Genomic DNA, 15,876 nt, shown 5'->3' with positions numbered 1-15,876 from the left:
AGCACCCCCTACTCCGGACCGAAATGAATGCGACGCTGAACTCCCGTCTCAATCCCAGGTATTGCCCGCCCTTTGCATCTGCCCTTGCTCGACTAACAGTACTCCTTGGTGTCCTGTATTGCCTTGCCCCCTTGTACACGCGCGCGCAAGCACCTGTGCTAAACCTGGACGTAAATGAGTACGTCTGTGGCTCCAGCCTTGAGGTGACCAACAACACCGTAGCTGGCTCACATCAGTGGGACTTCTGCCTACAGGACATGGAGGCCAACTTTACGGACAATAACGCGCAAAGCAATATTAACACACGCGGAGCTGGTTCGGATGCAATTATCGAACCCAGCACTGGGAACACATACGTATTTGTAACATCTCTTTCAGGGTCGAATAATATCTTCCGTTACAATATGGGGGGTGATGGTAATACACCCAGCGGCGGAACTTCATATAATGCAAATACAGTACTCGGGAGTAATCTTGTGGGCTGTGATGCCCTCATTGATCAGACAACAGGTAATCGGCACTTATTCGTTGCCTCTCTAAACTTAGTTGGTATTGGTCGACTAGACTTTGGTTCCTCCTTTGAAAACATACCAACAATAGTAAGTATTGGAAATTTGGGAGGAAACCTGACCACAACCGCGTGGGCTGTAGAAATCAGTTATATAGACAATCGATATTACATGGTTGTAGGAACAAATGGGACCCAAGTTCATATTTTCTCATTTGCCAACAATCTCACATCTGCCCTCACACTGGTTCAAACAATAACAATCTCAACTACTGCAGCCCGAAACAGTTATCATTTAACAAAGCAGGGAGATATTTTTTATTTAATCGGCACGAGTGATGTGCGAAGCGGTTACACCATTATTCGTCTAGGTACGGCTGTGTCAGATGCACCTAGTTCTACCCAAAATATTAGCAGCGCAACCTTGACCGCACCTCAATTTAACACCTTGGTAGAGGAAGGGAACAAATATTACCTGATCGCAACACGAGGAGCTAACGATCTGTACAAGGTATCACTAGGAGTAGACCTTGCTAATACCTCTGATGATGCCGTCCAAACCATCTCAACTTCTGTTGTAACACCCCAGCGCTTTGCTATTAGCAGTGCTATCAATATCAATAATGGCCTACGACTTTACACCGCATCCGAAGGCAGCGTAAACAATCATTTGGTGCGCATCTCCTTCTCGGCTAACTGTGGCAGCAGCAGCCAGGCCAATCAGGCGGCCCCGTCGCAGGTTAGTCTCACCGGAACCGGGCCTCGGCTTATCCAGTATCAGGCTTGCAACGACGGATTCCGATGCAGGGATACAGTTATATCCGTAACGGCCCTGCAGGCACCCACCGCCTCCTTCTCCACCACCCCTAGCTGCCTGGGAGAAACCAATGCCTTTACCAGTACGATAACCACAGATCCGCTGGATGCGCCCCTCAGCTATGCCTGGAACTTTGGCAACGGGGCTACCAGTAGCATACAAAACCCTACTTACACATACCCCGGTGCGGGAAACTATACGGTAACACTGGATGTAGCGACCAACAGGGGCTGTAGCGACAACTATACGCAAACACTTGCTGTTCGTCCAAAGCCTGTTGCCTCCTTCACCCACACAAACCCCTGCCCCGGGGATAGCATTTCCTTCACCGGGACATCTACGCTGAGCGAGGGGACGATTGTAACACGAGAGTGGGTAATGGGCAACGGGCAAACACTTGTAAACCCCCCGCTCAACGTGCAGGGTGCCTTCAAGTATAAGTATCTGTTGCCGGGCTCTTATGACATAAAACTGCGCGTAACGACGGACAACGGGTGCCGGGACAGTATTACAAAGACCCTTGTGTATCCGGGTGCGGACTTTGCCGTGGGGCAGAGCTGTGTGGGCCAGCCCACCAGCCTGACAGCCACCTACACGGCCCCGGGCGGAGCCGCGTTGAGTGGCTTGAAGTGGGCAGTAGATGGCACGGAAATACTTGGCAACCCTGCCAGCTATACCTTCGGCTTCGAGGGTACCTATGAGGTGAGCCTGATCCTGACCTACGACAATGGCTGCCGAGACACGGTAACCAAGAATGTAACCGTCGGCCAAATACCCACTGCCAACTTTACCGTGGCACAGCCCTGCGTAAACCTGAACACGAGTTTTACAGATACCAGCACCCTGGGGGGAAACCAGAGCATCGTGAGCTGGGCCTGGAACTTTGGCGATCTCGCCTCAGGGAGTGCGAATACGAGCAACCTGCGAAATCCCACACACAACTATGCTACGGCGGGCACCTATACGGTTTCGCTCACCATTACCAGCAGCACGGGCTGCCAGGCTGCCACCAGCCGGGCAATTACCATCTCCACACCCAAAACACTGAGCATTCAGGCCCCGGCCCTGGCATGCCAGAGCCAGCCCGTTCAGCTAAGCACCACCCAAACCTTCCAGACTTACAACTGGACCGTGGAGACAGGCTCGGGCACCCTCTTCTCCACCCTAGCTGCACCCAGCTTTATTTTCGCTACTACGGGTGTCCGCACCATCTCTGTAACAGCGGTGGATGAAAACGGGTGCAGCCTGAGCAGCAGCCAGGTAGTGTCGGTGCAGGCAGTCCCGCAGGCGCTTTTTAGCGTAACAGGGGCAAATCTAAACGGGCAGTACTATACAGACTCTACCCTGACCTTTACCAGCCAGAGCACGCAGGGAGCCGGCCTGAGCTGGGAGATACAGCCCCTGGGCGAACAGCGCACTGCGGCTACATTTAGCTACGCCTTTCAGGACCCCGGAACCTACACGATCCAGCTAATAGCCCTCAACCCGAACGGATGCGCCGACACCACCCGGCAGAGCCTGGTCGTCATACCAGCCCCCGACCCGATTGCAGACCTGAGCATAGTGGGCATGCAGGCTACGGTAGAAGGTACCGTAGTGCGCACGCGCCTGCAGCTCACGAACACCGGCAATCAGGTTATCGAAAATTTCCGGCTTGGCAGCTTTCCGGCGGATAACCTGCCTGCCTTCCAGGATTTCAGTGTGCGCTTGGTACCCGGTGCCAGCCTGGATACCAGCCTGAGCCAGCTCTGGTTTTTTAGCCCTACAAACCCCTACGAGTTTATATGCGCCGAGGTAGCCCGAATAAATGGTGCTACAGACCTGGTGACCGAAAACAACCGAAAATGCGAGTTCTTCGGATCAGACCTGAGCGTACACCGTGTGTATCCCATCCCCGCCACGCGCGAGCTTTGGGTGGAGCTGGCTAGTAGTAGCACCCGCCTGCTGGAGATTGAACTAATAGACCAAATGGGCAGAACAAGCTACCGCACAAGTAGCCGACCCCTGGGCGCAGGCTTCCAGCGGATCCGCATCCCCCTCTCGGGCATACAGGACGGGCTGTATACCCTGCGTGTGCAGCAGGGCAAAGCAGACTACAAACAAAGAATATTGGTAGCAAACTAGAAGCCATGCGCACAGAAACTCTATTGGCATGGGCTTTGTTTCTGTACTGCTATGAATACACGCACCCACATACGCATCAGCCTGCTTATCCTGCTCGGCGCATTCGGCCTAACCGGCCTGGTCAAAGCCCAGGAACATCTGCCTCCCTTTGAGTTTGAGCATGTGAACGGAGGGTTGCTCCGACAGCAAGACCTGCCTAAGGGGCGCACCGTTTTTGTGCTGTTTTTCAGCCCAGACTGCGACCACTGCAACCGGCAGGCCCAGCTCATACAGGCCGAACTCCCGCTTTTCAGGCAGGCCACACTAGTGTGGGTAAATGCCTTTCATGAGGTGGCAGACATACGGGCTTTTCAGCAGAAGTACTTCGCCGGGCAGCCCAATTTTTATTTTGGAAAAGATAACGACTGGCGGTTCGACAGCTACTTTGGCGAAAGCCAGGTTCCCAGCATCTATGTGTACAACCCAGCTGGAGACCGCATTGCCAGTTTTGTACCCAAAGAAGGCGAGTTTGAAGAAGTGGAGGCCCAAACCCTGGCCAGGCTGATTCAATAGCTATCTTTGCCCCCATATGAGCCTGAAAGACACGCTGAACGAAGACCTGAAGACGGCCATGAAGGCCAAGGACCAGGTAGCCCTGCGTACCCTCCGCGCAATCAAGAGTGCCATCCTGCTGGCCGAAACTGCTGAGGGGCGCCAGGCAGGCACCGCACTCACCGAGGCGGAAGAGATAGAGCTGCTAACCCGGCAGCTAAAGCAGAGAAAGGATAGCATGGAGCAGTATCAGACCCACGGCAGGCCCGACCTGGCCGAGGCTGAAGAAGCCGAGATAGGCATCCTACAGCGCTATTTGCCCAGCCAGCTGGAGGGAGAAGACCTAAATGAGGCACTGAGGCAAATCATTGCTGAGGTGGGCGCCAGTGGCCCACAGGACTTTGGCCTGGTGATGAAGGCAGCAAGTAGCAGCCTGAAGGGAAGGGCAGACGGAAAGGCAATTTCTGCCGCAGTAAAGCAGCTGCTTTAGACCATTCAGGCACGGGTTTGTACCGTTCAGCAACGAAGCCGAACGTATACCGGCCCCTGCGCGTATTAGGGTTATCAGCAGCCGAGGATAGAATACCGGGAGTAATGGCCCTTATGTCCACTTCGACCTGCCGCGCCCTGCTTTTTGTCTATTTTTGAGCCATGCAGTTTAATCTCATCAAGGAAGGCGGATACGAGTACATCCAGCACGGCAAAGGCCCTACGCTCCTGCTGCTGCATGGGCTGTTTGGTGCCCTTAGCAACTGGAACGACGTATTGAAGGGCTTTACCGATCGCTATCGGGTCATTATACCGCTTATGCCGATCTACAAGAGCAGCGTGCACAATCCCTCGGTAGAGGGGCTGGCAGCTTTTGTGTCAGACTTTGTTCATTTTCAGAACCTGCAAGACCTGCATGTGGTGGGCAACAGCCTGGGAGGGCACATTGCACAGGTGTTTGCCCTAAAGGAGCCGGAGAAGGTGCGTACGCTAACGCTGACTGGCAGCAGCGGCCTATTCGAGAGTGGCATGGGTCAGGGCTACATCAGCCGGGGCAATTACGAGTTTATCAAAGAGCGGGTGGCCTTCACCTTCTACAGCCCCGAGACCGCCACCCGAGAGCTGGTGGACGAAGTATTCGAAATTGTAAATGATGCCAGCCGTGCCATTCGTATTGTAAAAATAGCCCGTGCTGCCCAGCGGCAGAATCTGCGGACAGACATCCAGCACCTCCGGCAGCCCACCTGCCTTATCTGGGGCCTGAACGACAACATAACCCCCACCTATGTAGCCCACGAGTTCAACAAACTGATTCCCAATAGCGAACTACACTTTATAGACCACTGCGGGCATGCAGCCATGATGGAGCAGCCCGAAGCTTTTAACCAGATTTTATCCGACTTTTTGGAGCGTAATACCACGCCCACCTTAGCGCATGCTAGCTGAAACCCTCATATCGCCCCACCTGCCCGCTGCACAGCCGGATCAGTCTATAGCCCAGCTGCTGGGGCAGATGCAGCGCTTCAATGTGCTGCACCTGCCGGTTGTGGAGGGTAAGCACTGCAGGGGCTTGATAGCCCGCATGCACCTGGAGCAGCTGAACGCACCGGAAGACCTACTGGCTGCCCATCTGGACGAGCTACCCATACTACAGCTGAGTGTAAACGGAAAGCAGCACTTCTTCGATATCATCGAGCTGATGAACCAGCACATGCTCAGCCTGGTGCCGGTGCTGGATGCTGACCAGCACTACCTGGGAGCGGTAAGCCAGGCGGAGGTTATCCGCGCGCTCAACCAGATAACCGCAGCAGAGGAGCCTGGTTATATCATTGTACTAAACCTGAAAAAGCAGGACTACAGCCTCACCGAGATAGCCAGCATAGTAGAGAGCAACCACGCACGCATACTGAGCCTGTATATGAGCCCCGGCGAAGACCCCCGCGCAGTATATGTAAACCTGAAGATAAGCGGGGAGGCCAGCGGGCCGGTCGTGCTCAGCTTCCAGCGCTATAGCTACGAGGTGGCCTACGTATTCAGCAGTGCGCAGGAGGCACAGGACACCCGGGAACGCTATGATGCCCTCATGCGATTTCTGAACATATAGCCCCTTTGGGGGGTAGGCTGCCACCTCGGAATGGTTCCCGGGGCACCGCTCCATGAACCCGCGCATGGCCGTACCACGCCTACAGCTACTGACCGACACACACCTCCAGCAGCGCTATACGGCCCTGGAGCTGGCACAGTTTGCCCGATCGGCCGGGGCCGATGCCGTGCAGTACCGAGAGAAACAGCAAAGCACCACACAACAGGTGCACACCCTGCAGCAGCTGCATGCCCTGCTACAGGGGAGCAGTACCCAGCTGATTGTAAATGACCGACCCGACTGGGCAGCTGCCCTGCCTGGCGCGGGGGCGCACGTAGGCCTGGAGGACAGCCCACCGCAGCAGGCCCGCAAGACGCTGGGGCCAGGCAGGCTACTGGGGGCCACCGTGCATAGCCTGGCCGAGCTGGAGGCCATAGCGCAAATGCCCGCCGGCACGGTAGACTACATAGGCGTAGGGCCTGTGTTTGGCACCACCAGCAAAAACACCGGCCTACCCCCACTGGGGCTTAGCGGCCTACGCGAAATCTGTAACTTGTCCTCCATACCTGTTGTAGCTATTGGCAGCATCACCCCGCACACCCTCCGGCCCGTACTGGACACCGGCACCTATGGCGTGGCGGTGCTGGCGGCCTTCTGCCTGGCTGCAGACCCTGCCGCTGTTGCTGCTGAGCTGCTGCACCTGCTGGCCCCCTACCGCTAGTGCCCAGCAGCCACCGGTGGCGGGATACTACGTGCTGGACAGCATTGGCATAACAGGCAACCGCGTAACACGCACCCAAACCATACTCCGCCTGCTGGAAGCCCAGATAGGTGACACCATCCGGGCAGACAGCCTGAGCCGCGCGTGGAATGCACTGCTGCTCTACAACACCGACCTCTTCAACCAAGTAACCATCCAGCAGGGGGCCCGGCCCGGACACTGGCACATAGCGGTGGAAGAACGCTGGTACCTATGGCCCTACTTGCGCTTCCGGGTGGAAGACGTTACGCTAAGCGACTGGGTGCGTAACCCGGTGTTCTACCGGGTTACCTATGCCCTGGGCTTCTACCGAAACAACCTGACGGGCCGGCAAGACAAGCTGCAGCTGGTATTCCGGGATGGATACAAACGGGGCTTCACCCTCTCCTACAACCGGCCCTTCCTATTCGTAAAACCCAAGATAGATGCTTACTTCTACTTCAATTATTTTCAGAACGACGAGGTAAACTATGGTGCCCGGTCGGGCGAGGTACTCCGCTTGCGCCAGCCCAATAGACCCGTTCGTACCCTGTACGAGGGTAGCATTGCCCTAAGTAAGCGCCTGAGCCAAACCGACTGGCTGCAGCTAAGCCCGGGCTACCGTACCGTAGCGGTGCAAGACTCTCTGACGGTGCTGAACCCCAGCTACCTGCCGGGCCAACGTACCCTGGAGGCCTATCCCTACCTGGCCCTGGGCTATGTGCACGACAGCAGGCGGGTACGCGCCTTCCCGCTGGCGGGCTACAAATGGGGCATCAGCCTAGCGCAGTATGGGCTGGGCGTGGGTACCAGCCAGTTCTGGAAACTACAGGGGCACTTCCGGCGCTTCATCCCCCTGGGCCTCAGCCGCTGGAACCTGGCCTATGGCCTGGATGCACAACACATCTTCTATCAGAACCTACCTTTTTACGAAAAAGCCTTCGTAGACCCGGATGTGGGTGCAAGGGGCTATGAGAGCTTTTTTGTAAGTGGCACCACCCTGCTAGATGCCAAAACCGAGCTGAAGTATGCCCTTATACCCTGGCGCATAAGGGAGGTGAGCTGGCTACCCCGGCCATTCCGCCACGCGGCACTAGGGCTATACCCCTATGTGTATGCAGACACCGGCTATATGGAAGACCGTAGCCAGAATGGCGATGACGGCACCTACCTGAACAAATTGCTGGGCACCGTGGGAATAGGCCTGTATGTGCCTTATATTTACGACAACCTGCTGCGGCTGGAGTACGGACTAAACGTACAGGGCCAGGCAAGGTTTCAGTTCAACTTCGTACATGCCCTGAGATGAACCTCGCGCTGTATGGCACCCTTACACGAAACACCCGGCTGGACTGTGTGCGTGGCTTACTGGAGTTTCTGTATGGCCACCGGATACCCTACCGGCTGTATGCCCCCTATGCCCAAGAGCTGAGCGAGCACTTTACGGACCTGGTAGCAGAGCTGGAGCCGCGTTTTGACAGCATACAAGACCTGCAAGACTGCGACTACCTGTACAGCCTGGGCGGCGACGGCACCCTGCTGGATGCAGCCACCCTGGCCTACCCGCACGACCTGCCCATTGTGGGGGTAAACATGGGCCGCCTGGGCTTCCTTACCGCCATTCCGCAGGAGGACCTGATCCTGGTAACCCGCGAGCTGATGCACAACCGCTACCACCTGGAGGAGCGGCACGCCCTGCAGGTGGTGAGCAACCGGCCCCAGCTATTTGGCGACGTAGACCTGGCACTGAATGAAGTAACCATCCACAAGAGCACGAGCAACGAGATGATAACCGTGCAGGTGTATGTAAACGGCGAGTTTTTGAACACCTACTGGGCAGACGGGCTGGTAATCTCCACCCCCACGGGCAGCACGGCCTACAACCTGGCCTGCGGGGGCCCCATCATTAGCCCCACTGTGCAGGGCAATGTAATTACCCCCATTGCACCCCACAGCCTTACGGTGCGGCCCATCCTGCTGCCCAGCAACGACGTAATCTCTATCCTGGTAGAGAGCCGGAGTGGGCAGAGCCTGGTGGCCATGGACCACCGCACCTACCTGATAGACAACCAGGTGGAGCTGGCCATCCGGCGGGCAAGCAGGCCCATCCGGCTGGTGCAAATCAATCCCGCCAGCTACTACACCACCCTGCGAAACCGCCTGAACTGGGGCCTGGATACGCGAAACTAGCTCTACTCCCCCCTAACCCGCTCATCGTGTCTGGCGCACTCATCTGGCAGCTACTACGGCTACACAACCGGCACCGCATCCACAGCCCCTATGTGTACCGGTTGCTTACGGGCTTTTTGCTCCGTAAGCCTGCGGCAGACCTACGGCCTATTCGCCAGCTGCACCGGCAGCTGCGGCAGCGCAACGACACCCTCTGGCTACAGGGCTACGGCGCACAGGCAGCTAGCCGCACCGTAACCATCGGGCAGCTAGCCCGCCGCTCGGCCACCGGCCCGCGCAAGGGGCGGCTGCTGCACCAGCTGGTGCGCCATGTGCAGCCACAGGCCATGCTGGAGCTGGGCACCAACCTGGGCCTGGGCACAGCCTACCTGGCCAGTGCCGCCCCCAGCGCCACCCTATACAGCTGGGAGGGCGAGGCCCAACTGGCAGGCCTGGCCCGCCAGCACCTGCAGCTGCTGGGCTACACGGCCCAGGTGCAGCAGGGCAGCTTTCTGCAGCGCTTTGCCCAGCTACAGCAGCACCCCATGCCCCCACTGCAGCTGGTGTATCTGGATGGCGACCACCGCTACCAGCCCACCCTGGACTACGTGGAGGCGCTGCTACCCCTGCTGGACACCGAGGCCGTGCTCGTGCTGGACGACCTGTACTGGAGCCGCGAAATGACCCGCGCCTGGCGGGCCCTGCAGCACCACCCCGCCTTCCCCCTCAGCATCGATCTCTTCCGCCTGGGGGTATTGGTAAAGCGAGACCAGGCCCGTCAGCACTTCCGCCTGTGGGTGGGGTAGCCTCACGCGCTAGAGGTCTACGTCCAGCAGGAAGCGCAGGGTTTTGCCGGGAGCAGGGGGATCTTAATCTTGAGTTTAACAGAAAAACTCCCCCTTACTGTAGTATGACAAGCTGTACACCACTGCCTTCAGGACTGGTGGTGTATAGAAAAAACATACCCTGCCCAAAGACCGTGGTATCGGGAATTGTATGAGAATCGCCCGTAAAGCTGGCCTGGTACACGGTCTGTCCATCCATACGGGCCAGGTACAGCTCATAGGTACCCACCTTTTTCATAGAAACCGACAGGCTACCATGTACTGGGTTTGGATAGGCATGGATGATTTCAACGCCCCCGGGAAAACTGGGCACCACGGGTTCAATAACCCTGAGCTCTGCCGCCTCACTTAAAACAGGCGCACCGCATTCCGGGGTGATTAACACGGAATAATAGGCCCCGGAGGCTTGCAGGCTTGCATTGCTTACCAGGTAGCTGGCAGCTGTAGCACCAGGGATATCTACCCCATCCTTTCTCCATTGGTAGGTCAGGCCCTGGCCTTGTGCATTTACCACAAACTGGCCCGCATACCCTGCTTCCAAAATGAGCTGCCGGGGCTGTTCTACTATGCTTGGGCTCTCTGATGTGCGGCTAAGGGTCATCTGGTCGGTGGTGATCCCGCAAAACTCGCTGCTGCTGGTGTAAGCAAAGGTGTAGGCACCGGCTGCCTCCATCCCCGAAGCTACATTGCCCACGATAGAGACCGGTGGAGAGTCTGCCGGTTGGTTTATCAGTGTCCAGCTACCTCCAGCAGGTGTGCCTGCTAATGTCAGGCTTGTTGCACAGGTGGAAACATCATTGCCTGCACTAGCCCGTGTGTCTGCCACAGAGAAGAGCGTAAGGTCATCACTTACCTGTGCACAAAGCTGGGCAGGTAGTGTGTAGCGTAGCACATACTCCCCTGCCAGTAGGCCAAGTACCTGGTTGCCCGAGATGGAGATAGGCGGAACACCGGCAGGCTGGCTAAGCACTGTCCAGGTACCGCCGGCGGGACTGGGGCTGAGGGTGTATTCGGTGTCGCAAGTGGCCGCATCCGGTCCGGCCGAAACCATGGGAGGCTCCAGGCGGGTAAGCGTAAATTCATCCGCTCCGGAGGCGCATAGGCCACCCGAAACCGTGTAGCGAAATACATAATCGCCCGGCACAGTCAGTCCACTCACGGTAGTGCTGGCAAACTGGGCCGAGGCACCCGCAGGCTGGCTTACCACACTCCAGCTGCCACCGCCAGCGGACGGGCTAAGGGTATAGCTGGCCTCGCAGGTAGTGGCATCCGCACCGGCCGAAACCGTTTCGGGTGCCAGGCGCGTAACCACTACAGCATCGGTGGCCATACCACAGTTTGTAGCCATGCTGTACTGCAGCACGTAGCTGCCGGGTACCAGCAGATTCGTTAGGCTATGCTGGCTTAGCAGCGCACTAGCCCCGGCCGGCTGGCTAAGGATAGTCCAAGTGCCCCCGGCAGGGCTGGGTGCCAGCTCATAGGTAGCCTCGCAGGTAGCGGCATCCACGCCTGCGGATACGGCACTGGGCGCCAATCGCGTGAAAGTGAGCTCATCCGAAAACGCCCCGCAGGCATTGCTCGCCGTGTAGCTAAATACGTAATCGCCTGGCACACCTACGCCGAGCACGGTACCACCAAGAAAGTAGGCCGAGGCACCCGCAGGCTGGCTCACCACACTCCAGCTACCACCGCCCACGGGTGGGCTCAGGTCATAGCTGTCTTCGCAGCTCACCACGTCCGCACCGGCCGAAATAGCGATCGGCGCATGGCGAGAAATCTGCACTTCGCTGCTGAAGGCGGCACAGGCACCCCCGGATGAGACGTAGCGGAGGGTGTAGATGCCTGGCTCGGTAAGCCCCTGAACCGTGTTCTGCTCAAAGGAAGCAGCAGCCCCGATGGGTTGATTCACCACCGACCATACACCCCCCACCGGACTGGGAGACAGCGTGTAGCTATCTGTGCAAGTGCTTGCATCGGGGCCTGCGTCTACCCCCAATTCTTCACGCACAAAACTGTACTGGGCACTCCTGCTGCCGCAGTCTGTTGGTGTTGTCGTGAATTCAATAAGGTAGGTGCCAGGCAGGCTAGCACCCTGTAATACGCCGCTGGGTAGCGGCACGGGACCGGGAATAGACCCGCTTGAAATAGTAGCCGAGGCACCGGCAGGCTGGCTGATAAGGCTCCACTGCCCAAAGAAACCAATAAAATATACAGTCTCGCTACAGGGTGAGGAGTTATTGGGTACCAGGTTATCCGGGTAGGGCTCGATGGACGGTACCTCAGGTGCAGGCTTTGTGGTTACCGAAAGCGTGTTGCTATAGGCCGTTCTACTGGCTGCATCCGTTACCCTCCTTCGGTAATGGGCGGTACCGGCTGTATTCTGTACAGGTAGGTCATAGGTTTCGCCCGTAGCAGCAGCAATCTCCACATACGTGCCCGTTGCACTCGGGGCTACCTCCCACTGGTAGGCGTAAGGAAGTGTGCCGCCGGCCGCCGGCTGCACGCTGGCAAAAGGAGCTGGATCAGCGCCCTGGCAAAGTGTTTGCGCAGCACCTACCTGGCCGGCTACTAGCAGGTTTCTTCTTTCGAGAGAAATGTCATGGTTATAGGGACAATCAGCGGAAACAGGGGTAATGTCGAAGCCGCCAAATGCATCAAGGCTAATACCAAATGCAGGGAAGGCGCGTGTGCTGCCGGGTGTGATCGTTGCGGTTAATTGAACCGTCTTTACATTCTTGCAGAACAACTTATCGTTCTCGTAGTATAAAACATAATCCGAAAGTGAATTTTGGCAAATGGGTTGGCCTCCAAGAATGGAAATCGGGACTACCAGGATGGTCCTTATGTTATCTCCTTCCTGGGCCATCGAAAACACCTGGCCTGTATTTGTGCGAAACACAACGGAGTTTACCTCCCACCCGGTTGGCAGGTTTTTAAGCCCCAGTATGGGTCTGTAATCGTAGAAACCACATTGTCCCCCCGGGATACTCTCGCTATCCTCGAATACCTCATCTCTGAAATCGGCGTAGACATTAACCTCAAAGGGTACACCCGGGGTGTACGTGGTCGGTTCTTCCGTCCGGATGTTATGAAACTGTGCCTGGACAGACGTGCCGAGCAAGAGGGTGAGCAACAAAGCAGCGGACGTAAAGAGAGTAGAAAAAGATCGCATACACAGGGGAATTGGAGGCAAAGGTTAGCGTCTGGGCTCGAATATACACTTTTATCCATAAAGTAGCCTGAACTCGCTTATTACCCATACCTAAGGCCGCAGGCTATGTTCCCTGTGCTCGTAGCGCATATCTGTTTCATGCATGCATCCACTGCTATTGGTGTTCCCGGCGGCTCACTGTGGGTCTACGTCCAGCAGGATGCGCAGGGTTTTGTCGGGGGCGGCGGCGTAGTAGGCCTGTATGGCCTGGCGCAGGGCATCCTTTAGGGCAGCGGCCTGGCCGGTGCGCGGCAGGCGTAGCATAAACTGGCGGCGGTAGCGGCTGCGCAGGCGCTCTACGGCGGGCGTGGCGGGGCCGGATAGGTGGGGGCCCAGGGTGGGCCGTAGCAGCTGGTGCAGGCGCTGGGCCTCCTGCTGCAGGTAGGGGGGCTGGCTGTGCTGCAGCTCTACCACCAGCAGGCGGGTGTATGGGGGGTAGGCAAAGGTGCGGCGGGCTTCCAGCTCGCGGGTGTAGAAGGCGGTGTAGGGCTGGGTGAGCAGGCCGAAGATGGGATGATCGGGCTGGTAGGTCTGTATCAGCACCTGGCCGGGCAGGTGGTGGCGCCCACTGCGGCCGGCAAACTGGCGGAGGAGCTGGTAGGCGCGCTCCTCGGCGCGGAAGTCGGGGTAGCTCAGCAGGGCATCGGCATTCAGCACCACGGCCAGGGTCAGGCGCGGAAAGTCCAGCCCCTTGGTCAGCATCTGGGTGCCCACCAGGATGTCCAGCTCGTGCTGTTCGTAGCGGTCTAGCAGCTCTTGCAGGGCATTTTTCCCACGGGTGGTATCTGCGTCCATGCGGGCTATGCGTGCGCCGGGCAGTAGCTGGGCCAGCTGCTCGGCCACCCGCTCGGTTCCATAGTCCTGCACGCGCAGTTCGGGCTGTCCGCAGGTGCCGCACACGCGGGTCTGGCTTTCGGTAAAGCCGCAGTAGTGGCAGCGCAGGTCTTGGGTGCGCTTGTGGTAGCTGAGGCTGATGTCGCAGCGGGGGCACTGGGGCACGGTGCCGCAGCTGGTGCACACCAGGTAGGGGGCATAGCCGCGCCGGTGTACAAATACGACGCTCTGCTCCTGGCGCTGCAGGCACTGCTGCAGGGCGTGCAGGGCATGGCTGCTCAGGCGGCCCTCGCTCAGGTGGTGGCCCACCTCGTGGCGCATGTCTATGCAGCGCAGCTGGGGGGGTGGGGCCGTGCGCACAGGCTCGGGCAGCTCCACCAGCTGGTAGCGGCCCGCCAGGGCCTGCCGGTAGTGCTCCAGGCTGGGGGTGGCACTGCCCAGCAGAATGGGGATCTGTAGCTGCTGAGCCAGGTACAGGGCCGCATCGCCAGCGTGGAAGTAGGGCAGGCTGTCCTGCTGCTTCAGGCTGGTATCATGCGCCTCGTCTATCAGGATCATCCCCAGGTTGGGAAAAGGCAGCCAGAGGGAGGAACGCACGCCCACCACCACGCGGTATTCTCCCTGCCACACCTTGTTCCAGATCTCTACCCGCTCGGCTGGGCTATATCGGCTGTGGTACACCCCCAGCAGCTCGCCAAAGGAAGCGCGGAGGCGCTCCACCACCTGCTTGGTAAGGGCAATTTCGGGCAGCATCAGCAGCACCTGCCGTCCCTGGGCCACCACGTCCTCTGCCAGGCGGGTGTACAGGTAGGTTTTGCCGCTGCCGGTGGCGCCATGCAGCAGGATGGGTTTGGTGGGCGCCTGTGCCCAGCTGTGCTGTATCTGGTGTAGGGCGCGGGCCTGGGCCTGGGTGGGGGCCGATGGGGTGCGGTAGGCCGTGTGTGCCACCTCGCGCAGGCGGCTTACGGGCAGGGCCTCTACGGTTACGATGCCCTTTGCCACCAGGGGGGCCAGGCTGGCCGCGCTGGCTCCGGCCTGCGCCAGCACCCAGTGCCTGGCGGGTAGCTGGCCCCTCAGGTGTGCCTCCGCCACCACCAGTAGTATTTTCTCCTGTTTGGGCGCGCGGCCTAGGCTTTCGAAGGCCTCGTTCAGCTTTTCCTCGGCTTGGTAGGCTGGTGTGAGCTTCAGTACGGGCAGGGTCTTCTCGGTATAGCGGTGCAGGGCCTCGGCCTGCTGGTGCACATAGCCTGCGGCCTGCAGCTCGGCTATGTAGCGCTGCGCACGCTTGAGGCCCAGGGCCTCGGCAGCCTCCTCGAGGCTCAGCTGCTGCGCCAGCAGGAGTGCCTGTAGTAGGAGGTAGGCTTTATCGCTCAGCTGGGGGTCCTCCAGGTCGGCCGTTTCGGTAGGGCTCAGCACCTGCTGGCTATCCACCTTCAGCCCAGTGGGTAGGGCCGCCCGTAGCACTTCGCCCTCGGTGCACAGGTAGTACTGCGCCAGCCACTGGATGAAGGGTAGCTGCCAGTCTTGCATCACGGGCTGCGGGTCTAGCACCTCCAGCACAGGCTTCAGCCCCTTGGCCTCGGCCTGGCTGTACAGGTAGCGGCAGCCTACCACTATGCCAGCATACTGCTGCCTGCGGCCAAAGGGCACCAGCACCCGGTGCCCGCTGAGCTGCTGCCCCTGGCAGGAACTGGGGAGCAGGTAGGTAAAGTGGCCAGCTACCGCTAGTGGCAGCAGCACATCTGCCACCCATACCCGATCTATACCCTGTTCCATGTCCGTCCGAATATAGGAGGAAAAAAAAGGGCAAAAAAATCGGCTACCCCCCTAAAGGCGCAGCCGATGAAATCAAAAAACCAGGCAAAAAATCATGATTCGGCTAAGGCTAGCCGATGGGAAGCGAAGTGCTTTCTATATCTGTTACTTCCTGTTTGGTAAGAACGCGAAGACAGTGAGCTTATTGTAGAGCGGCCTTATGCCCGGAAGTGATTCTATAAAAATCAGCCGCCCTTTTGAGGGGGCGGCTG

General features: G+C 58.3%; 11 protein-coding genes. 9 read left to right on the top strand and 2 right to left on the bottom strand.

Going from position 1 to position 15,876, the window contains the following annotated elements; genetic code table 11:
• Window positions 1-932: 932 nt before the first annotated feature.
• The 9 genes from LW884_10495 to LW884_10455 all read left to right on the top strand — a co-directional run bounded on the left by LW884_10495 (window position 933) and on the right by LW884_10455 (window position 9,765).
• Window positions 933-3,449, top strand: a complete 2,517-nt coding sequence (locus LW884_10495; protein MCE3008758.1) for a PKD domain-containing protein — start codon at window positions 933-935, stop codon at window positions 3,447-3,449.
• A gap of 51 nt (window positions 3,450-3,500) precedes the next feature.
• The gene (locus tag LW884_10490; GenBank protein ID MCE3008757.1) at window positions 3,501-4,001 is read left to right on the top strand and encodes a thioredoxin family protein; all 501 of its coding nucleotides are present in this window, start codon (window positions 3,501-3,503) and stop codon (window positions 3,999-4,001) included.
• Between the two features lie 16 nt (window positions 4,002-4,017).
• Window positions 4,018-4,470, top strand: a complete 453-nt coding sequence (locus LW884_10485) for a GatB/YqeY domain-containing protein (protein MCE3008756.1) — start codon at window positions 4,018-4,020, stop codon at window positions 4,468-4,470.
• Window positions 4,471-4,631: 161 nt separating this feature from the next.
• Window positions 4,632-5,414, top strand: a complete 783-nt coding sequence (locus LW884_10480; GenBank protein ID MCE3008755.1) for an alpha/beta fold hydrolase — start codon at window positions 4,632-4,634, stop codon at window positions 5,412-5,414.
• A complete protein-coding gene (locus LW884_10475) occupies window positions 5,404-6,072 on the top strand; it encodes a CBS domain-containing protein (GenBank protein MCE3008754.1) in 669 nt (222 codons plus the stop codon). The genes LW884_10480 and LW884_10475 overlap by 11 nt, the downstream gene beginning before the upstream one ends.
• A 52-nt stretch (window positions 6,073-6,124) precedes the next feature.
• Window positions 6,125-6,772: a thiamine phosphate synthase gene (gene thiE, locus LW884_10470; protein ID MCE3008753.1), complete on the top strand. Its 648-nt coding sequence runs from the start codon at window positions 6,125-6,127 to the stop codon at window positions 6,770-6,772.
• Between the two features lie 16 nt (window positions 6,773-6,788).
• A complete protein-coding gene (locus tag LW884_10465; protein ID MCE3008752.1) occupies window positions 6,789-8,099 on the top strand; it encodes a hypothetical protein in 1,311 nt (436 codons plus the stop codon).
• Entirely contained in the window at window positions 8,096-8,980 is an 885-nt protein-coding gene (locus LW884_10460) for an NAD(+)/NADH kinase (protein ID MCE3008751.1), read from the top strand. The genes LW884_10465 and LW884_10460 overlap by 4 nt, the downstream gene beginning before the upstream one ends.
• 26 nt (window positions 8,981-9,006) lie before the next feature.
• Window positions 9,007-9,765, top strand: a complete 759-nt coding sequence (locus LW884_10455; GenBank protein MCE3008750.1) for a class I SAM-dependent methyltransferase — start codon at window positions 9,007-9,009, stop codon at window positions 9,763-9,765.
• 94 nt (window positions 9,766-9,859) lie between these two features.
• Here LW884_10455 and LW884_10450 read toward each other — a convergent pair whose 3' ends face one another.
• On the bottom strand, window positions 9,860-12,307 hold the full coding sequence (locus LW884_10450) for a hypothetical protein (protein ID MCE3008749.1): 2,448 nt from the start codon (window positions 12,305-12,307) through the stop codon (window positions 9,860-9,862).
• An 843-nt stretch (window positions 12,308-13,150) separates the two neighbouring features.
• Window positions 13,151-15,625: a primosomal protein N' gene (gene priA, locus LW884_10445; GenBank protein ID MCE3008748.1), complete on the bottom strand. Its 2,475-nt coding sequence runs from the start codon at window positions 15,623-15,625 to the stop codon at window positions 13,151-13,153.
• Window positions 15,626-15,876 lie beyond the last annotated feature (251 nt).

The organism is Bacteroidota bacterium, from assembly GCA_021300195.1.
In the GTDB taxonomy this organism is placed as follows: domain Bacteria; phylum Bacteroidota; class Bacteroidia; order J057; family JAJTIE01; genus JAJTIE01.
The sequence above is the reverse complement of the archived record's forward strand: the minus strand, read 5'-3'. Positions and strand labels throughout refer to the sequence as shown.